Origin of the sequence: Novosphingobium sp. KACC 22771, from assembly GCF_028736195.1 — a bacterium.
GTDB lineage: Bacteria > Pseudomonadota > Alphaproteobacteria > Sphingomonadales > Sphingomonadaceae > Novosphingobium.
Genome location: NZ_CP117881.1, coordinates 2,811,857 through 2,832,372 on the forward strand (window position 1 = coordinate 2,811,857; position 20,516 = coordinate 2,832,372).

The following is a 20,516-nucleotide window of genomic DNA, read 5'->3' on the forward strand; positions in this document are numbered from 1 at the left end:
CAAATCCGTGCTTTGCGCCGGGGCAAGCGGGGGCTTGATCTTCATCCCAGTTAGAACATAATAAGAACATATGAGAATCATGGACGCCCCTTCCCCCTTGCCCGATGCGCCGCCCGTCCGCCGGTGGAGCAGCGGCATGGCGACGATGGACGCCGCGCTGGGCGGCGGGCTGGCGCATGGCTGTCTGCATGAAATCTATGCCGCCGAGGCGGGCGATGGCGCGGCGGCGGCCGGTTTCACGCTGGCCGCCGCCATGGGGTTGTGCGCAGGAAAGCCTTTGCTCTGGCTGCGTTCGCGGCGGGCGGCGGGCGCGCTGGGCGTGTTTCAGGGCGCGGGCTGGGCCGAACTGGGCGGCGCGCCCGATGGCGGGCTGGTGGGCGTGGTGGGCGATACGATGGGGCTGCTGCGCGCGGCGGTCGATGGGTTGCGCTGCGCGGCGCTGGGGGCGGTGGTGGTGGAAAGCTGGGGCGCGATGCGCGAGCTGGACCTGACGGCCAGTCGCCGTTTCGCGCTGGCGGCAGAGCAATCGGGCGTGCCTTTGCTGTTGCTGCGCGTGGATGCCGCGCCATCGCCTAGCGCGGCGCGCACGCGATGGCAAGTGAGCGCTGCGCCCTCGCTGGCCTTGCCGGGCAATGCGCCGGGCGCGCCCTGTTTCGATGTGACCTTGTTGCGCCAGCGCTCGGGGCCCTCGGGCCAGAGCTGGCGGCTGGAGTGGGACCGTGAAAATTGCCAATTCCGTGAGCGGACCAACCATGAAACGCTATCTGGCGCTGTGGTTCCCGTTCCTTTCGACCGACCGGCTGCGGATAGAGCGGGGGATCGAGCAGGAGAACGGCACGCTGCCTGACGCCCCGCTGGCGGGGCCTGACGCCCCGCTGGCGGGGCCTGACGCGCCGCTGGCGGTATATGATGCGCCGCTGGCGATGGTGGCCAAGGTGCGCGGGGCCTTGCGGCTGGGCGCGGTGAATGGCGCGGCGCGCGATCGGGGCATGGCGGTGGGCATGGCGCTGGCCGATGCGCGGGCGGTTTTGCCCGACCTGATCGTGGCCGATATGGATGAGGCGGCCGATGCCCATTGGCTGGCGCGTCTGGCGCGGCGCTGCGGCGCGTGGTCGCCCCATGTGATGGTGGTGCCGCCCGATGGGCTGGTGATGGAAAGCACCGGGGTCGATCATCTTTTCGGCGGCGAGGCCGGTCTGGCCGCGCAGGTCGAGGACGCCATGGCCGAGATCGGCATGGAGGCGCGGGTGGCCATGGCCGCAACGCCCGAGGCGGCGCTGGCTCTCGTGCGTTATGGGGTGCGCCATCGCCAATGGCCCCTGGCCGATGAGGGCCGCGCCATCCGTGACCTGCCGATTGCCGCGCTGGGGCTGGAGGATGAGGCGGCGCTGGCGCTGGCGCGCGCGGGGCTCAAAACGGTGGGCGATGTGGCGGGGCGCTCGATGGCGGCCATTGCGGCGCGTTTTGGCGGGGCGGCGGTGAGCGCCCTGCGCCGCCTGCTGGGCGAGGAGCAGGCGCCGATTGCCCCCATCACCAGCCCGCGCGCCCTGCGCTTTGAACGGCGTTTTCCCGAGCCCATCGGCCTGCAATCCTCCATCGCGGCCTGTTTCCTTGATCTGATGCGGCAAGCGGCGGTCGAGATGGCGCAGCGCGATCTGGGCGGGCGTCGCTTTGCCCTGACCCTGTATCGCAGCGATGGAGCAGAGCATCAGCTTCGCATCGAAACCGGCCTGCCCACGCGCGATCCGGCGCTGGTGCTGCGGCTGTTTGATGAACGTATCGCGGCGCTGGCCGATCCGCTTGATCCCGGCTTTGGCTATGACCGGATCACGCTTTCCGTTCCGCTGGCCGAACCGCTGCTGGCGGCGCAAGGCGCGCTGGATGGCGAGGAGAGGCAGGAGGCCGCGCTGGCCGAGCTGATCGACCGGCTGAGCACAAGGCTGGGGCCGCAGGCGCTGCGCCGCCTTGTGCCGCAGGACAGCCATATGCCCGAGCAGGCGCAATACGCGCTGCCCGCCATTCATCATGCGGGGGACCATCATGCGCCCGCCCCATGGCCCGCCCTGACGGCGGGCGAGCCGCCTTTACGCCCCCTCTTTCTGTTCGATCCGCCGCAACAGGTTGATGTCATTGCCGAAGTGCCCGATGGCCCGCCCCATCGCTTCCGCTGGCGCGGCACGCTGTATGAGGTGAGCCGCCATGAAGGGCCAGAGCGCATCGCCGCCCAATGGTGGCGGCGCAAGGAGGGCGAGATCCCCGGAATGGGCGGGCTGACCCGCGACTATTACCGGGTCGAGGACCGGCGCGGGCGGCGCTACTGGATTTTCCGGCATGGGTTGTATGAGGAAAAGCCCGATCCGCATTGGTATATGCATGGGCTTTTCGCATGACTGCATCCACCATGGGCCCCGCTTTTGCAGAACTGATCGCGGCCAGCAATTACAGCTTCCTGCGCGGGGCCTCGCATCCTGCGGACATGGTGCGGCAGGCCCTCAAGCTGGGGATGGCCGGATTGGGCATCGCCGACCGCAACACCGTGGCGGGCGTGGTGCGCGCGCATCGGGCGTGGAAGGATCTGGGGCGCGAGAGCAGCGGGCTCAAACTGGTGGTGGGGGCGCGGCTGGTCTTTGCCGATGATACGCCCGACATCATCGCCTATCCGGCCACGCGTCATGGCTGGGGGCGGCTGACGCGGCTGTTGACGCTGGGCAACCGGCGGGCGGTAAAGGGCGATTGCATCCTGCATCTGCCCGATCTGCTCGACCATGCCGATGATCTGCTGCTGATCGCCACGGGTCAGGATCGCGGCGTGATCGAGCGCCTGCGGGAGGCGCGGCCCGGCGCGGTGTGGCTGGCCGCGCATATGCTGCGCAGCGGGGCCGATGCGCGGCGACTGGCGGCGGCGCAGGCTTTGTCGGCGGCAACCGGCGTGCCGCTGCTGGCCAGCAATGATGCGCTTTATGACAGCCCGAAAGCGCGGCCCCTGCACGATATCCTCACCTGCATTCGCGAGGGCGTGACGATCCAGAGCGTGGGCCGCCGCCTTGCCATCAATGCCGAGCGCCATCTCAAAAGCCCCGCCGAAATGGCGCGTCTGTTCCGCGCCTGTCCGGCGGCGGTGGAGGCCAGCATGGAGCTGCTCTCGCGGGTGCGGTTCACATTGGATGAGCTGCAATATGAATATCCGCACGAACCAGTGCCCGATGGGTGGAAGCCGCAGGAGTGGCTGGAACATCTGGTGATCGAGGGAAGCAAGGCGCATTTTCCCGATGGATTGGACGAGCATTATCAACGCACCTTGCAGGAGGAATTCAGCCTCATCCGCAAACAGAATTATGCCTATTACTTCCTGACCGTACATGACATCGTGCGCCATGCCCGCAGCCTTGATCCCCCCATCCTGTGTCAGGGGCGCGGCAGCGCGGCCAATTCGCTGGTGTGCTATTTTCTGGGCATCACGCCGATTGATCCGGTGGAGCAAAAACTGCTCTTCTCGCGCTTTCTGTCCGAGGCGCGCAACGAACCGCCCGACATTGACGTCGATTTCGAGCATGAGCGCCGCGAGGAGGTCATGCAATATATCTATGCCCGCTATGGCCGGGATCGCGCCGGGATCGCGGCCACTGTCATCCATTACCGCCCGCGCAGCACGATCCGCGAAGTGGGCAAGGCGCTGGGCATGAGCGAGGATGTAACCGCGCGCCTGTCCTCGACCATCTGGGGCAGTTGGGGCGGCGATGTGCCGCAGGCGCGCGTCGAGCAGGCCGGCTTTGATCCGGCCAATCCGGTGATCGCGCGGTTGAAAAATCTGATCGACCAATTGCTGAAATTTCCGCGCCACCTCTCGCAGCATGTCGGCGGCTTTGTGCTGACACAGGGGCGGCTGGACGAGATGGTGCCGATCCATAATGCCGCGATGCCCGACCGCACCTTCATCGAATGGGACAAGGACGATATTGAAGAACTGCGCCTGATGAAGGTCGATGTGCTGGCGCTGGGGATGCTGACCTGTATCCGCAAGAGCTTCGACCTGCTGCGCCACCATGGGATCGGGGATTTCAGCTTGCGCAATGTGCCGCTGGAGGATCCGGGCGTGTACCGGATGCTGTCAAAAGGCGACAGCATCGGCACGTTTCAGGTGGAAAGCCGGGCGCAGATTGCGATGTTGCCCCGGATGCGGCCCTGCGAATTATACGATCTGGCTATTCAGGTGGCGATTGTGCGGCCCGGCCCGATTGAGGGGGGCATGGTTCAACCTTATCTGCGTCGACGCACGGGGGAGGAAAAGGTGGTCTATCCCAGCCCCGGCCCGTCGCATGATCCAGACGAATTAAAAGAGGTGCTGGAGAAAACTCTGGGTGTCCCTCTGTTTCAGGAACAGGCGATGAAACTGGCGATTGTCGCGGCGGGATTCTCGCCTGCAAAGGCTGATGGCCTACGTCGCGCCATGGCCGGATTCCGGCATGAAGGCACGGTTCATCACTATCAGGAAGAGATGATAGGGGGCATGATCAAGCGCGGTTACGAACCTGAATTTGCAGAAAGATGTTTCAAACAGATCGAAGGTTTCGGCAAATACGGCTTTCCCGAAAGCCATGCGCAGGCCTTTGCCTGGCTGGCCTATGTGTCTTCGTGGCTGAAATGTCGGCATCCGGCGGCTTTCACCTGCGCGCTGCTCAACAGCCAGCCGATGGGCTTTTACGCCCCCGCGCAATTGATCCGCGATTGCCAGGAGCATGGCGTGCTGGTGCGCCGCGTCGATGCGGGGCATTCCGATTGGGATTGCACGCTGGAGGAAGGCGGGCTGGTGCTGCGGCTGGGCCTGTCGCGGCTGGACGGGTTTCGCCGCGAATGGGCCGATGCGATGGCGCGGGCGCGGATGGAGGCCCCCTTTGCCTCGGTCGAGGATCTGGCCCGGCGCGCCGCCCTGCCGCCTGCGGCCTTGCGCAAACTGGCCGATGCCGATGCGCTGGAATCTCTGGGCCATTCGCGGCGCAGCGGATTGTGGGAGGTGCGCCGCAAACCGCCCGCGCAATTGCCGCTTTTCGCCCATGCCGGGGCCGACGAACTGGGGCAGGAAACCGACGCCCCCCTGCCCGAAATGCCAAGGCAAGAGGAGATCGTGGCCGATTATCAGACCTTGCGCTATTCGCTCAAAGGCCATCCGATGCGGTTTTTGCGCGATGCGTTCAAACAGGAGGGCGTGGCGCCCTGCTCGCATACGCAGGAGTTGAAAGACGGGCGCAAGATCCGCGTGGCGGGCGTGGTGCTGACGCGCCAGCGGCCCGGCAAGGGCAATGCGGTTTTCATCACCATCGAGGATGAAACCGGCATTGCCAACGGGCTGCTGTGGGCGCGCGACATGGAAAAACAGCGCGCGGCGGTGATGGCCTCGCGGTTGATGATGCTCGAAGGCGTGATCCAGCGCAGCAAGGAAGGCGTGGTGCATGTGATGATCGACCGCGTGACGGACCGCACCGCGATGCTGGCCGGATTGACCGAAAGGGCGGTGGGCAATACCCCCCCATCGGCGCGCAGCCATCCGCGCGATGTCCGCATCCTGCCAAAATCGCGCGATTTTCATTGAGCGCGCAAAGCCATGGCCCGCAACCCCCGCCGGGCTAAACTGCATTTCACTTGCCCCGCCCCGCGCCAAGGCCCTACGACAGCGGCATGACGCAGATCATGGTGGTGGAAGATGATGCCGAGGTGGCGCAGGTGATCTCTGATCGCCTGCGGGCGCAGGGCTATGACACGCTGCGCGCCACCACCGGGCGCGAGGCGCTGGCCCATACCCACACCACCCGTTTTGACGCGATCACGCTGGACCGTATGCTGCCCGATATGGATGGGATGGCGCTGGTGGCGCGGCTGCGCGCCGAAGGGGTGACAACCCCGGTGCTGATGATTTCCTCGCTGGGCGATGTTGACCAACGCATCGCGGGCCTGCGCGCGGGCGGCGATGACTATATGGTCAAACCCTTTGCCCCCGATGAAGTGGCCATGCGGGTCGAGGTCCTGCTGCGGCGCGGGCGCGATTATCCGGCCGAGGGGCGGATTGTGATCGACCCGCTGGAAATGGATCTTATCAAGCGCAAGGTCTGGCTGCATGGCGAGCCGGTGGCGCTGCTGCAAAAAGAGTTCCGCCTACTCGAACTCCTTGCCCGCCATCCGGGCCAGATCCTGAGCCGCCAGATGATCTTTGAACAGGTCTGGGGCTATTTCTTCGATCCGGCGGACAATCTCATCAATGTCCATATCGGCAAATTGCGGCGCAAGCTGGAACAGACCGGCCACCCCCCGATCATCGAAACGGTGAAGGGCGAAGGCTATCGACTGGTGGTGGGCTGACCATGCCGATCAAGCGCGCCTCGTTGCGCCACCCCACGCTGCGCTGGGCGGAATTGCGGCGCACATCGACCTTTCGGCTGATGCTGGCGCTGGGGGCGGTGTTTCTCGTGGCGGTGGCGCTGCTGCTGGGGGTGACATACCGGCTGACCCAGCGCGAACTGATCAACCGTTCGGATCTCATCCTTGCCTCGGAAACTGCAAGGCTGGGCCGCGCGGCGGCCGATGAGCGCGCCGACCGGGTTCAGGCCGCGATTGCGGCCAGCACCTCCGGTCTCAATTATTTCGTGCTGATCGATCCGCAGGGGCGCGAGATCGCGGGCAATCTGCATTGGCAAGGCCCGCCGCCCGCCGAAACCATGAAGGAATGGCCCGCCGGGAGCCTGGCCCCCGTCCCGCTGCTGACCATGACCAGCCGCCTGCCGGGCGGACAAAGCCTGATTGTGGCGCGCGACATCACGCCCGCGGTCGAATTTCGCGCCCGTATTCTTGCCCTGTCGCTGACCACCGGGGCGGTGGTCGTGCTCTCGGCGGTGGTGGCGGCCGTCGCGCTGGGGCTGGGGCCGCTGCGCCGCATCGGGCAATTGCGTGCCGACGCCAAACGGATTGCGGCGGGCGAGTTTTCACACCGGATGCCCGTCTCGCCCCGGCGCGATGAACTCGATCTGGTGGCCACCACGATGAACGGCATGGTCGAGGAAATCGAGCGGCTGATGGAGCAGGTGAAGGGCGCGACCGATGCCATCGCCCATGATCTGCGCAGCCCGCTGGCCCGATTGCGGATGCGTCTGGCCATGATCGCGCCGAGGCCTGAGGGGGTCGATCAGGCGGTCGAGGATATTGACGCGCTGCTGGCGCGTTTCGACGCGCTGCTGCGCATTGCCGAGCTGGAGGCGGCCAATCGCCGCGCCGGTTTCGGCCCGCTCGACCCCATGATGCTGATGACCAGTGCGGCCGAACTCTACGAACCGCTGGCCGAGGAGCGCGAGATCGAAATCGCGCTGAGCGGCAGCTATGGCCACCAGATCATCGGCGATGAAGCCCTGCTGGTCGAGGCGGTCGGCAACCTGCTGGACAATGCCATCAAATTCGCGCCCCACGGCGGCCGCATCCGCCTGTCCCTGATCCGCCGGGGCGAGGAGCTCGCCATCGAACTGGCCGACAACGGGCCGGGCATCGCGCGATCCGAACGCGATGCGGTGCTGCGCCGCTTCTATCGCGGCGCGGCCAGTCGGCAAACGCCGGGCTCGGGCCTCGGCCTCAATCTGGTGGCCGCGATTGTCCATCTCCACGGCTTCGGGCTGGAGCTGGACGATGCCGCGCCGGGCCTGATCGTGCGGATCAGGGCGCCGGAATTGCGCAGTGGCGGGGTGTAAGCGGCGTTTTAAGGGTTTGGCCTCCGGCGGGCAAAGGGACTCGTCCCTTTGCAATCCCGTTACTTTTTGCGTTGTGCTTTGGGGTGTGTCCCTCTGCTAGGGGAATGACGGATAAACCGCTTCGCGGGAGGAAAAGAGGCGTTGCGGTGACGGTGTTTTAATAGATATTCCATCGTGGGTGTGCTGCTTTCCAAGCCGCATCTGAGTATTCCACGCAAGTGCTTTCACGGTCACAACCAAAGCGCCTTTCGATCAATCTCCTGTATCGGCTTGCTGTCAATTGGGATGTTTTGACATCGATTATCAGCACGATTGCCGGTGATGGGATCAGCTGACGCATTTGTGCCAGATTACGTGCTACCAGTTGTTCGCTGACCAGCACACCGTTCCAATATGCCATATTATTAATAATGCTCAAAACATTAGCGGCCATCAGCTCGCCGCTTTCGCATCCATGCTTTCGCCAGTGATTGGGCAAGGGGGTACAGTGCGCCTGAAACTTCTCTATCCAACCATGTGTAACAGGAGCGCTGCCTTCAGAAGCAGTTGAAGCACAAAGCAATGCAATTAGGAAATTTATCATCATACCTTCCTAACAGAGTTAGCGTCCTCTCGCCCCTGCCGTTCCCGACTTCCCCAGCCGCGCAGCGGCCCTCAAAGCCCGCCCCTCCGACACCCAACGCCACCTCAAACACCTAACACCGACAATATCGGGATTGCAAAGGGCCCCCGCCCTTTGCCCGCCGGAGGCACCTAAATCCCAAATCCCCCCATAAACCCAACCTAAAATCCAATTCATTTGAAACCGCCCCCGCGCGGGACGAAATGCATACCCGCAACCGGCGCATTCCCACCGCGTCGTCAAGATCGGGTATCCATGCTCCAACTCGTCAAAATCGCCTTAGGCAAGCCATACACATTCGTGGTGATGGCCATCCTCATCGTGCTGGGCGGCACCATCGCCTGGCTGCGCTCGCCCACCGATATTTTTCCCGATATCAAGATGCCCGTCATCGCGGCGGTGTGGACCTACAAGGGTCTCCCGCCCGAAGACATGGCAGGGCGCGTGGTCTATTATTACGAGCGCCAGCTCTCCACCACCGTAAACGACATCGACCATGTGGAAAGCCAGTCCTATGCGGGCGTGGGCGTGGTCAAGATATTCTTTCACCCCGGCGTCGACATCCGCACCGCCACCGCGCAGGTGACGGCGATTTCGCAGACAGTGCTCAAGCAAATGCCGCCGGGCATGACCCCGCCGCTGGTGATGAATTACAACGCCTCGACGGTGCCGATCCTGCAACTGGCGCTGTCCTCGCCAACGCTGGGCGAACAGAAGGTGTTCGACTATGGCATCAACGCCATCCGTCCGGGCCTCGCGCAGGTCGAAGGCGCCGCCGTCCCCACCCCCTATGGCGGGCGCGAGCGCCAGATCCAGATCGACATCGACCCCGCCGCGCTTCAGGCCCATCACCTGTCGGCCACCGATGTCGGCACCGCGCTGGCCGCGCAGAACCAGATCGTGCCGCCCGGCACCGCGCGCATCGGCACGTATGAATATAACGTCCATCTCAACAACAGCCCCAGCGCGATTGATGACCTGAACAAGCTGCCCATCCGCACCGTTGGCGGCACGACGATCACGATTGGCGATGTCGCCCATGTGCATGACGGTTCGCCGCCCCAGCAGAACATCGTGCGCGTCGATGGCACCCGCGCGGTGCTGATGACGATCCTGAAGGCGGGTTCTGCCTCGACCGTGGCGATTGTCGACGGGGTCAAGCAGATTGTGCCGCAACTGGCGCTGACGCTGCCTTCCGATCTGCACATCTCCTATCTGGCCGACCAGTCGATCTTTGTGAAAGGCGCGGTTTCGGGCGTGATCCGCGAGGGCGTGATTGCCGCTGTGCTGACCAGCCTGATGATCCTGCTCTTCCTTGGCTCGTGGCGCTCGACGGTTATTATCGCGGCCTCGATTCCGCTGGCCGTGCTGGCCGCCGTGATGGGCCTTGCGGTCAGCGGCGAGACGCTCAACATCATGACGCTGGGCGGATTGAGCCTTGCGGTGGGCATTCTGGTGGACGACGCCACGGTGACCATCGAGAACATCAACTGGCACCTCGAACAGGGCAAGGCGGTCAAGGACGCGATCCTCGATGGCGCGCAGCAGATCGTCCAGCCCGCTTTTGTCAGCCTGCTGTGCATCTGCATCGCCTTTGTGCCGATGTTCTTTTTGCCGGGCGTGGCGGGGTTCCTTTTTGCCCCCATGGCCAAGGCGGTGGTCTTTGCCATGATCGCCTCGTTCATCCTCAGCCGCACATTGGTGCCCACCATGGGTAATTTCCTGCTGCGCGCCCATGCCCCCGACCATATCGGCGAGCAGATGCGCGAGCATGACGCCACCGTGGGTCATCCGCAGACCCAAAACCCGCTGCGCCGTTTCCAGCATGGCTTCGAAGTCCGCTTTGAGAAGGCGCGCAGCTGGTATGTCGGCGCGCTCAGCCTTGCGCTGGCCCGGCGCAAACAGGTGGTGATCGGCTTTGCCGTCATCGTCGCGCTTTCGCTGGCGCTGGTGCCTTTCCTTGGGCGCAATTTCTTCCCCAGCGTCGATACCGGGCAAATCGGCATCCACGTGCGCGCACCGGTCGGCACGCGTATCGAGGAGGCCGCCGCGCAATTCGACCGCATCGAGGCCCGGGTTCGCGCCGATCTGCCCAAGGGCGAGATCGCCAGCGTGACCGACAATATCGGCCCGCCGGTTTCGGGCATCAACCGCGCCTATTCGAACACCGGCGGCATCGGCCCGCAGGATGGCGACATCCTGATCTCGCTGAAGGACGATCACGCCCCCACCGACGAGCACGTGCGCAAGCTGCGCGCCGATCTGCCGCGCGCGTTTCCGGGCACGGTGTTCTCGTTCCTGCCGGTGGATATCGTCAGCCAGATCCTGAACTTTGGCGCGCCCGCCCCCATCGACGTGATGATCACCGGCCCCGATGCCAAGGCCAATGAAGCCTATGCCCATATGGTGGCGGGGCGGATGGAGCGGCTGGGCGGCGTGGTGGACGTTCGTTTGCAGCAAGCGTCGAACTATCCCCAGATCGGCGTCGATATCGACCGTGCGCAGGCCGACCGTCTGGGCATCACCGAAAATGACGTGACGCGCTCGCTCTCGGTGGGCCTGTCCGGGTCCAGCCAGGTCGCACCCACTTTCTGGCTCAATCCGAAGAACGGCGTGTCCTACCCAATCGTGGTACAGGCGCCGCTGTGGCATACCGACAGTATCTCCGCCCTGCAGAACACCCCCGTCAGCAGCAGCAGCGGCGCGTTCCAGACGCTCTCGGCGCTGGGCACGCTGAAGCGCGGCCCCAGCCCGGCGGTGATCTCCCACTATGCCGTCCAGCCCGCCTTTGACATCTATGCCGCCACGCAAGGGCGCGATCTGGGCGCGGTTTCGGCCGACATCCAGAAGATCCTCGATGCCACCAAGAGCAATCTGCCCAAGGGCGCCAAGGTCACGCTGCGCGGCCAGACCCAGACGATGAACACCGCCTTTGTCGGCCTGATTGCAGGGCTCGCGGGGGCCATCGTGCTGATCTACCTGCTCATCGTCGTCAATTTCCAGAGCTGGGCCGATCCGGCCGCCATCGTCTCGGCGCTGCCTGCGGCGCTGGCGGGGATTGCGTGGATGCTGTTTGCATGCGGAACCACGCTTTCGGTGCCGGCGTTGACGGGGGCGATCCTGTGCATGGGCGTGGCCACGGCCAACTCGGTGTTGGTGGTCAGCTTTGCCCGCGAAAGGCTGGCGGCCTGCGGCGATGCGCTCGCCGCCGCGCTTGAGGCCGGTTCCACCCGTTTCCGTCCCGTTTTGATGACGGCGCTGGCGATGATCATCGGCATGGGCCCGATGGCGCTGGGCATGGGCGAAGGGGGCGAACAGAACGCCCCGCTTGGCCGCGCCGTCATCGGCGGTCTTATTTTTGCCACCATGGCCACGCTGGTTTTCGTGCCTGTGGTGTTCAGCCTGATCCATCGCGGCGATCAGAAGGAGCTTTCTCACAATGACTGATTTTTCCTCAACGCAGGCCACCCCTCCCCCCCCCAGGGGCCTGCGGTCGGCGGGCATCGCGGCTGGTATCGTCGCGATCGCCGTGGTGCTCGCCGGCACCTATTGGCGCATGCATGAAAATGCCGAGGCGCATGAATGGGCCGATGCGCAAAGCACGCCCACCGTGCGCCTGATCACCCCCAAGCCCAGCGGGACCAGCGACGAGCTGGTCCAGCCCGGCACGATCGAGGCATGGACATCGGCGCGCCTGTTTGCCCGCGTGCCCGGCTATGTGCGGGCATGGTATGCCGATATCGGCGCGCATGTGGCGGCCGGTGCGCCGCTGGGCGCCATCGACACGCCCGAACTTGATCAACAGATCATTCAGGCCCGCGCCACCCTTGTCCGCGTCAAGGCCGAGGCGATGCTGGCGCGCACCACGGCGGCGCGCTGGACCGACCTGCTCAAATCCCATTCGGTTTCGCAGCAGGAAACCGATGAAAAAACCGCCAATGCCGCCACCCATGTCGCCGCCGTGGCCGAGGCGCAGGCCAATCTGGGGCGCTTGCTGGCGATGAAGGCCTATGCCACGATCCGCGCGCCTTTTGCCGGAACCGTGACGCTGCGTAACGCCGATATCGGCGATCTGGTCGGGCCGGGGTCGACCAATCCGAACCCCATGTTCGCCATGGCCGATGGCCATCGCCTACGCGTCTATGTCAGCGTGCCGCAGCAATATGCGCCGCTGATGCATCCGGGCCTGTCGGCGCGGCTGACGGCGCCCGCATGGCCGGGGCGCAATTTCGAGGCAAAGCTGGTCGATCAATCGGGCGCGATCAACCCGCAGACCGGGGCGCTGCAAGTGCAATTGGTGATGGACAATGCCGATGGCGCGCTGCGCCCCGGCGGCTTTGCACAGGTGCATTTCGATGTGCCGGTGCCCGCCGGACGCCTGAATGTGCCGTCCAGCGCGCTGATCCTGCGCGGCAGCGGGGTCAAGGTGGCGACCGTGGACGCATCGGGCAAGGTGCATTTCGCCACCGTCACCATCGCGCAGGATCAGGGCAATTCGGTCGAGATCAGTTCGGGCGTCAAGCCGGGCGAAAAGGTGATCGACAGCCCGCCCGATTCGCTGCTGGAAGGGGAAAGCGTGCATGTTGCGCAATAACAAGCGCTGGATCGCCCTGCTGCCCCTGCTGGCGGCGGCATGCAGTCAGGCCCCCGCCTATCGCCCCCCTGCGGCCCCCCTGCCCGCCAAATTCGCCGATGCCGACAAGGTATGGGGCGAGGCCCAGCCCGCCGCGCCGCAGGTGGACAAGACATGGTGGCGCGCGCTGGGCGATCCCGGTCTGGACGCGATGGAGGAGCGGCTGGAGAAGGACAATCCCAGCCTTGCCGCCATTCTTGCCAAGCACCGTCTGGCCATGGCCGCGCTGCGGCAAAGCAAGGCGGCCACGATGCCCGATGTGGAATCGAGCGGCAGCTTGATCCGCAACCGGCAATCGGACGACCGTCCGCTGCGCGGCGGAGCCCAGCCCGACTATTACGAGGCCGATACGGTGGGCGCCACGGTCAGCTATGAGGCGGATCTGTGGGGCCGGGTGCGCGACAGCGTCAAGGCCGCGCGCGCCAATGCGCAGGCCAGCGCCGATGACGCCGCCGCGCTGCGCCTTGCGCTACAGGCCGATCTGGCCAGCACATGGGCGGCGATGCGCGGGGCCGATCTGGAAATCGCGATCCTGTCCGACGCCGTGGGGGCCTATCAGCGCGCCGACGATGTCACCCATCATCGCTATGACGGCGGCATTGCCACCGGCATCGATGTGGGCCGCGCCGATGCGCAACTGGCCGATGCACAGGCGCAATTGGCGCAGGTGCGCGCCACACGTGCCGTGCTGGCCCATGCCGTGGCCACGCTGGCGGGCATTCCGGCGGGCGAGGTAAAGATCGACACGCTCGACCACCCGCTTTCGGTGATCGGCGCGCCCGCCGCCCTGCCCGCCGCCTTGCTGCAAAGGCGGCCCGATATTGCCGCGGCCGAAAGGCGGATGTATGCCGCCAACCGCGCCATCGGCGTGGCCCGCGCGGCGCGCTTTCCGCAGATTTCGCTGGGCGGCAATGGCGGATTTCAGAGCATGGCGGTGTCCAGCCTGATTTCCGCGCCCAATGCCTTCTGGGCGCTGGGGCCGCAAGTCTCGCTGCCTATCTTTGACGGTGGGCGGATCAAGGCGCGCATCGAATCGGCCCGCGCCGATTGGGATGCCGCCGCCGCCAATTATCGCGGCAGCGTGCTTGTGGCCATGCGCGAGGTCGAGGACGGGCTGACATCCATGGACCAGTTGGCGCAGGAAGGCGCCGCGCAAAACCGGGCCGCCGATGCGGCGGGTCAGGCCTCCAAACTGTCCTATGAACTCTATATCAAGGGCGCGAACACGCTGCTCGATGTGGTGACGGCCGAAACCGCCGAACTGGCCGCCCGCCGCCGCGCCGCGCAGGTGGCCACGCAAAGGGTGCAGACCAGCATCGCGCTGGTCCGGGCGCTGGGCGGGGCCGCCTAAAACAAAGCGTCATCGAACAGGGCGTCATCATCATCCGGCGGCGGATAGATGGCGCCCGGACCCCCGGCATGGCCTGTTGATGCCCCCGTCAACGGCGCCATGCCGGGCAACAGATGGCGGTCATGCACGCGGCGCTCGCTGCTCATCGTATAGCGGCGGGCGATGTCCTCCATCAGCGTCGCGGCGGGATGCGGCGATGCGGCATTTGTATCGGGCTGGTCCGTCCCGGCCAGCACGGCGAAACTGTCGGTCATCGCGCGCAGGTTTTCCGACAAAGTGCCGCAGATGGAGAGTTCATCGCAGGCCACATCGATCATCCCCGCAATGCCCTGCGCACGCCGGTCCACCTCGCCCAGCGCCTCCTCGCTCTGGCCCGCGCCCTGGCGGATGATCGCAAGCGCATTGGTCAGCATCGTGTCCACGCCCATTTGCGCGCCGCCATCATGACCGTTTTCAAAGGCTTCGCTTTGAAGGCCCAGATCATCGGCCACCTTGGCGATGCTCAGGATCAATTCGGCCAGTTGCTGGGAGCAGATGCGGATCTCATCGGCGATCACCGCGACGGGCCGCCCGATCTGGGCATCGCGGCGGGCGCGGATGTTGACGTTGATGGCCATGTAATCGACATCAAAGCGCAGGCTTTCGATGGTCTGCACCCGCTGGCGCAGGGCATGGACGACCTGCACCACGACATCGGCAATTTCGACCGCCTTCTCGTTGGCGCGCTGCAACTGGCCGGTCATGCCTTGGGCGCCCGCGATGCATTCGCCCAGATTGCGCAGGAAATGGCCGCTCTGCTGCATCGTTGCGTCGCGATGGGTTTGGTTGAGCAATTGCGCGCAATCAGGCCCCAATGACCCCAGCACATCGAGCAGATCGCCGGTCTGGTCAATAAAATCCCCGGTCAGATCGGCCAGCTGGTCGCCGTAAAGGCGCAGCATATGGCCCCGCGTGCCATCCTTGTCGGCCCCTTGGGGATCGGCCAGCGCATGTTCGAGCGCGCGGCAACCGTCGAGCACATGCTCCAGCCTCTGGCGGGTAATGTCGCCGATCTGCATCGCGCCCAGCGCCACGCCCACCCGGCCCTGCAAACGCAGGATGATATCGCGCGAAAAGGCCGCCACCTGCGCCAGCCACATCTGGCGCGAGCGCAATTGATCGACCTCGGCCACCAGCCGGTCGGGCACCTGCGGGATCACGCGGGCGCATTCGCGCGCCAGCACATCATCGACCCGCCGCATATCGGCCAGACTGGACTGCATCACCTTGATCTGATTGTTGAACGCCTCGACCTCGCGGCTGCCTGATTTCAGCTTCACGCTCATGTCATTGGCGAATTCGACAAATTCATCGGCGCCCGCCGCCGCGATCTTCAGATTGACAGTATAGAATTCCAGCACCGTCAGAATGCGCGCAATTTCCGCCGAATGGGTGCCCAATTGCTGCATCACGCGGCACAGGGCCGCGACCTGCTGTGCTCTTTCGGCCTGCCGCGCGGGCGCCTCGCGCAATTGGTGGGCGGCCGACAGCAGCGCCTGCGCCGCCCCGCTGTCCTCGCCCGAATCCTCGCCCAGCACCTGGCCCATCGTGTCGATGCCCGAGAGCACCGCCCCCATCGCCTCGACCAGACGCGCCAGCGTTTCGCCCGCCGGGATAAAGCGGGAATCAAGCCCCGCGACAATATCGGCCATGCCCGACTGCGCCTCGGCGGTCTGGCCGCTGGCGGGGGCGTGATCGGTTTCAACCAGCGTAAAGCGGGCGTGTTTCATACAAATACCTTCACTTTGCCGCCGCGTGGAGCAATTCGCGCGCCACGTTGCCCAGCGGCACGATACGATCGACCGCGCCGCGCGCGATGGCTTCCTTGGGCATGCCGAACACCACGCTGCTCGCCTCGTCCTGGGCGATGGTGCGCGCGCCGGCCTGTTTCATTTCCAGCATCCCCTGCGCTCCATCGTCCCCCATGCCGGTCAGGATCACGCCCACCGCGTTGCTCCCCGCCGATTGCGCGGCCGAGCGGAACAACACGTCCACCGATGGCCGATGGCGGCACACCAGCGGGCCGTCGCGCACGCTGACGCTGTAGCGCGCGCCTTGCCGCGTCAGCAGCGTGTGGCGCCCGCCCGGCGCGATCAGGACATGGCCGCGCATCACGGTGTCGCCATCCTCGGCCTCTTTCACATCAACCTCGCACAGATCATTGAGACGCTGGGCAAAGGAACGGGTGAAATGCTCGGGCATATGCTGGACGATGACGATGCCGGGCGCATCGGCGGGCAAGGCTTCCAGAACCTCGCGCAGCGCCTCGGTGCCGCCGGTCGAGGCGCCGATGCAGACGATCTGTTCGGTGGTCCGGCTCATCGCCCGCGTTCCGGGCGGGGGCAGCACGGCATCGGCGGTCAGCTTCTGCTGGGGCGTGATCATCTTGCGCTCGGTGCGGCGGCTGACGCGGGCGCGGGCCGCCCCTTTGACCACATCGCAAATCCGCTGATGCTGCTCGGCCAGAAAATCGGCCACGCCCGCCTGAGGCTTCAGGATCACATCGACCGCCCCCGCCTCCAGCGCCTGAAGCAGCGTTTCCGACCCGCTCTCGGTCAGCGAGGAACACATCACCACCGGCAAGGGGCATTGGCTCATCAATTTGCGCAGGAAGGTGATGCCGTCCATACGCGGCATTTCCACATCCAGCGTCACCACATCGGGCAATTCTTCCTTGATATAGCGCGCGGCAACATAGGGATCGCTGGCCGCGGCAATCACCTCGATCTGCGGATCGGTCGAGAGGATGCGCGTCATCATCTGGCGCACGCTGGCCGAATCATCCACGATCAGCACCCGGATCCTGGCCATCGCCTATCCCTTCTTTTTGAACACCGTGTTGCCCACGGTGACAAGCGGCAGATCAAGCCCATGGATCGATTCCGAATGGCCAAGGATCAGATGGCCTCCGGGGCGCAGATTGTCGCACAGCCGGGCAAGCACCTTGGCCTGCACTTCGCGCTCGAAATAAATCAGCACGTTGCGGCAAAAGATGACATCCATCGGATCGCCGACCGGATAGTGGCTGTCCATCAGGTTGAGCCGCGCAAAGCCCACCTTGCAGCGCAGTTCGGGGATGATGCGCGCCTCTTTGCGCGAGGGATCGCGCGCGTTGCGGACATAGCGCGCCCGTAACTGAGCCGGCACCGGGGCCAGCGCGACCTGCGGGTAGATCCCGCGCCGCGCCTCGGCCAAAACCCTTGTGTCAATATCGGTGGCCAGAATGAAATAATCCATATCGCGTTGGGGCGCGATGAAATCGGCCAGCATCATGGCCAGCGTATAGGCCTCCATGCCGGTCGATGCGGCCGCGCTCCAGCATCGGACGCGGCGGCAACCTTGCGCACGCAATTCGGGCAGGATGTGTTGCACCAGATAGTCGAAATGGCCCGGTTCGCGGAAGAAATCGGTTTTGTTGGTGGTGATGGCGTTGATGAAATCATCGACGACCTCGTCCTCGGCATCGCCCGACAGGATATGCTCGCAATAGTCATCTATGCTGGCAAACCCCCCTTCGCGCACGCGGCGGACCAATCGGCCCTCGATCATCTGCACCTTGCTGGCGGGCATCTTGATGCCGGTTTGGGCCTGAATATAGGCGGCCACGCGGCGAAACTGGCGATCACCGATGGCGGTGCCCGCCTGCTCATAGCTCATGCCATGGCCTGCCATGGTTGGGGCCTGACCGATCAACTGGCCTGTTCCCATGCTTCGCCCGCGGATTGATCGATCATGGCCGCATCCTGACTGGTCAACACCCTGGCCATGTCGATCAGAACGACGAAATTGCCATTCTGACGGATCACCCCGGTAATATAGTCCGAGCGCCAGCGGATGCCGATGTCGGGTGCATTTTCAATGCTTTCCCGCGCAAAGGCGCTGACCACCAGCGCCCGGTCGATGACCAGCCCCAGCAGGATGATCCGCCCCTCGCGCATGACCTCAAGGATCAGGATGCGCGTAAGGGGCGTGGGTTCGGCGCGGGGCAGGCCAAGGCGCAGGCGCAGATCAATGGTGGGCACCCCCACCCCGCGCACATCGATCAGCCCCAGAAAATGCGCAGGCGCGCCCGGCAGGCGAAAGCTCTCCTGATAGTCGAGAATTTCGCGCACCTGCTCGACCGGCACCGCAAAGACCTCGGCCCCGATGCTGAAGGTGACGGCCTGCAACGGCCCTTGGGCGCTCATGCCACGCGCTCGAAATCAAGGTCGTCGCTGTCCGGCCCGCCCTGATCCATGTCCAGCGCAAAGCCGCGCAGGCGCTCCTGCTGGTGGGCGAGCGAATGGGCGCGCGGCGTGGTTTTGGCCGGACGCCCCGCCGCCCGGCGCATGGGCGCGGCGGATTTGGCGCGAACGGGCGCCATGCGCGCCGGATCACCCGTGCGGAAATAGGCAAGGCTGGCCTGCAATTCCTCGGCCTGCGATGCCAATTCCTCCGCCGTTGCCGAGATTTCCTCGGACGAACCGGCGTTTTGCTGCGTCACCTTGTCCAATTGCTGGATCGCGGTGTTGATCTGGGCCGAACCGATATCCTGTTCGCGGCAGGCCGCGCTGATTTCGGCCACCAGTTCCGACGTGCGGCGGATATCGGGCACCAGACGGATCAGCATTTCGCCCGCTTCGGTCGCGGCCTTGACCGTATCGGCCGAGAGCGTGCTGATCTCGCTTGCCGCTTCCTGGCTGCGTTCGGCCAACTTGCGCACCTCGGAGGCCACCACCGCAAATCCGCGCCCATGCTCGCCCGCGCGGGCCGCCTCGACCGCCGCGTTCAACGCCAGCAGGTCGGTCTGGCGGGCAATTTCCTGCACGATCGAAATCTTGGCCGCGATGGTCTGCATCGCCGTCACCGCCTTGGTCACGGCCTCGCCGCTGGCTTCGGCGGCCTTGGCGGATTGGCGGGCGATCTTCTCGGTCTGGGCCGAATTGTCGGCGTTCTGCTTGATGTTGCCCGCCATCTCCTCGATGGAGCTGGACGCTTCCTCGGTGCTGGCCGCCTGTTCGGTGGCGCCATTGGACAATTGCAGCGAGCCTTCGGCCAATTGCCCGCTGCCAAAGGCCACCTGTTCGGCCGCGCTGCTGATTTTGCCATGGAAATCAAGCAGGCTGTCGACAAGTTGGTTGATCGCATCCTTCATCCGGCGATGGTCGCCCTGGCATTCGATCTCCACGCGCTGGGTCAGGTCGCCTCCGCTCACCTGCGCCAGCACGCGATTGCCCTCGCCGATGGGCAGCAGGATGGCGTCGAGCATGCGGTTGATCTTGTCGATCATCTCGGCAAAATCGCCCTGGCTGCAATTGGGATTGCCGCGCTCCTCCAGCTTGCCCGCAATCGAGGCCTCGATCAGACGACTGATCTCCTTGGTCACCTCGCGCAAATTGTGGCGCAGCATTTCGATCGTGTCGTTGATAAACGCCTTCTTGCCGGGGAATTGTTCGAGCGGCGCGTCGAAATCCCCTTGCGCCAATGCCTTGACGCAGGCCATCGCCTTTTTCTTGACCTCGATATGACCGCCCACCATGTCGTTGATGCCGCGCGCCATGGCGGCAAATTCGCCCTGAAATTTCTCGACCGGCACGATGACGTCAATGTCGCCCTTGTTGTGCTGTTCGCTCATACGGTTCATTTCGGAAATGAGCCCGGTCAGATTGCGGCGCAGCGTCTCGATCGTGTCGTTGATGAACGCCTTCTTGCCGGGCAACTGTTCCAGCGGCGCTTCGAAATCCCCGTGGGCCAGCCCCTTGACGCAGGCCATCGCCTGTTTCTTGACCGCAATATGCGATGCCACCAGATTGTTGATGTCATCGGCCACCACCGCCAGATTGCCCCGGAAATGGCGGGCATCAATGGCCGCGTCGATGTCGCCCCGATCATGCTCCAGCGCCATCGTGCGGATCGAGGATTGCAGATCGGCCACGGGCCCCAGCGCAGTGTCGAGCAGCGTATTGACCGCATGCAACAAGGTCCGGGTTTGCGCATTGCCATGGTCGGCATGGATCCGCGCGGTCAGATTGCCCTCGGCAATCGAACGCTCAACACGGGCCAGTTCGTCCAGAACAACCGCACTGGAAGGGCTTGAAAACGGGTTTAAAGACATGGCACCTTTCCTTATCTTCATCCCTTGCCAAGGATGTTCTTTCCTGAATATCT

Annotated in this window: 14 protein-coding genes; 8 read left to right on the forward strand and 6 right to left on the reverse strand. The window is 64.8% G+C overall.

The genetic code is table 11. The annotated features are described in order from the left end of the window. The first annotated feature begins 79 nt into the window (after positions 1 to 79). The 5 genes from PQ467_RS13035 to PQ467_RS13055 all read left to right on the forward strand — a co-directional run bounded on the left by PQ467_RS13035 (position 80) and on the right by PQ467_RS13055 (position 7,724). Complete coding sequence (locus PQ467_RS13035) at positions 80 to 847, forward strand: ImuA family protein (protein ID WP_274173813.1); 768 nt, start codon at positions 80 to 82, stop codon at positions 845 to 847. Then, positions 753 to 2,390, forward strand: coding sequence for a Y-family DNA polymerase (locus PQ467_RS13040; RefSeq protein WP_274173814.1), 1,638 nt, complete (start codon positions 753 to 755; stop codon positions 2,388 to 2,390). Before PQ467_RS13035 ends, PQ467_RS13040 begins: the two co-directional genes overlap by 95 nt. Beyond that, positions 2,387 to 5,587 (forward strand): error-prone DNA polymerase, encoded by a 3,201-nt coding sequence (locus tag PQ467_RS13045; protein ID WP_274173815.1) that lies wholly within the window; start codon positions 2,387 to 2,389, stop codon positions 5,585 to 5,587. Before PQ467_RS13040 ends, PQ467_RS13045 begins: the two co-directional genes overlap by 4 nt. An 86-nt stretch (positions 5,588 to 5,673) precedes the next feature. After that, positions 5,674 to 6,351 (forward strand): response regulator transcription factor, encoded by a 678-nt coding sequence (locus PQ467_RS13050; protein ID WP_274173816.1) that lies wholly within the window; start codon positions 5,674 to 5,676, stop codon positions 6,349 to 6,351. A 2-nt stretch (positions 6,352 to 6,353) separates the two neighbouring features. Continuing rightward, entirely contained in the window at positions 6,354 to 7,724 is a 1,371-nt protein-coding gene (locus PQ467_RS13055; RefSeq protein ID WP_274173817.1) for a sensor histidine kinase, read from the forward strand. Between the two features lie 157 nt (positions 7,725 to 7,881). Here the strand turns inward: PQ467_RS13055 and PQ467_RS13060 are convergent, their stop codons facing one another. Then, the gene (locus tag PQ467_RS13060; protein ID WP_274173818.1) at positions 7,882 to 8,310 is read right to left on the reverse strand and encodes a hypothetical protein; all 429 of its coding nucleotides are present in this window, start codon (positions 8,308 to 8,310) and stop codon (positions 7,882 to 7,884) included. 291 nt (positions 8,311 to 8,601) lie between these two features. Between PQ467_RS13060 and PQ467_RS13065 the strand changes: the two genes are divergently transcribed. Genes PQ467_RS13065 through PQ467_RS13075 form a run of 3 tightly spaced genes read left to right on the forward strand, consistent with a single transcriptional unit; the run spans position 8,602 to position 14,330 of the window. Further along, positions 8,602 to 11,793, forward strand: a complete 3,192-nt coding sequence (locus tag PQ467_RS13065) for an efflux RND transporter permease subunit (protein ID WP_274173819.1) — start codon at positions 8,602 to 8,604, stop codon at positions 11,791 to 11,793. Continuing rightward, positions 11,786 to 12,940 carry an efflux RND transporter periplasmic adaptor subunit gene (locus tag PQ467_RS13070; protein WP_274173820.1) on the forward strand — a complete coding sequence of 385 codons (1,155 nt, stop codon included), beginning with the start codon at positions 11,786 to 11,788 and terminating at the stop codon, positions 12,938 to 12,940. The genes PQ467_RS13065 and PQ467_RS13070 overlap by 8 nt, the downstream gene beginning before the upstream one ends. Then, entirely contained in the window at positions 12,927 to 14,330 is a 1,404-nt protein-coding gene (locus tag PQ467_RS13075) for an efflux transporter outer membrane subunit (RefSeq protein ID WP_274173821.1), read from the forward strand. Before PQ467_RS13070 ends, PQ467_RS13075 begins: the two co-directional genes overlap by 14 nt. Here the strand turns inward: PQ467_RS13075 and PQ467_RS13080 are convergent. Genes PQ467_RS13080 through PQ467_RS13100 form a run of 5 tightly spaced genes read right to left on the reverse strand, consistent with a single transcriptional unit; the run spans position 14,327 to position 20,463 of the window. Continuing rightward, the gene (locus tag PQ467_RS13080; protein ID WP_274173822.1) at positions 14,327 to 16,099 is read right to left on the reverse strand and encodes a chemotaxis protein; all 1,773 of its coding nucleotides are present in this window, start codon (positions 16,097 to 16,099) and stop codon (positions 14,327 to 14,329) included. The genes PQ467_RS13075 and PQ467_RS13080 overlap by 4 nt on opposite strands. Positions 16,100 to 16,109: 10 nt before the next feature. Next, positions 16,110 to 17,180: a protein-glutamate methylesterase/protein-glutamine glutaminase gene (locus tag PQ467_RS13085; protein ID WP_274173823.1), complete on the reverse strand. Its 1,071-nt coding sequence runs from the start codon at positions 17,178 to 17,180 to the stop codon at positions 16,110 to 16,112. A 3-nt stretch (positions 17,181 to 17,183) separates the two neighbouring features. Next, on the reverse strand, positions 17,184 to 18,026 hold the full coding sequence (locus PQ467_RS13090; RefSeq protein ID WP_274173824.1) for a CheR family methyltransferase: 843 nt from the start codon (positions 18,024 to 18,026) through the stop codon (positions 17,184 to 17,186). Positions 18,027 to 18,058: 32 nt separating this feature from the next. Beyond that, positions 18,059 to 18,556, reverse strand: coding sequence for a chemotaxis protein CheW (locus tag PQ467_RS13095; RefSeq protein ID WP_274173825.1), 498 nt, complete (start codon positions 18,554 to 18,556; stop codon positions 18,059 to 18,061). Beyond that, on the reverse strand, positions 18,553 to 20,463 hold the full coding sequence (locus PQ467_RS13100; RefSeq protein ID WP_274173826.1) for a methyl-accepting chemotaxis protein: 1,911 nt from the start codon (positions 20,461 to 20,463) through the stop codon (positions 18,553 to 18,555). Before PQ467_RS13100 ends, PQ467_RS13095 begins: the two co-directional genes overlap by 4 nt. Positions 20,464 to 20,516: the final 53 nt, after the last annotated feature.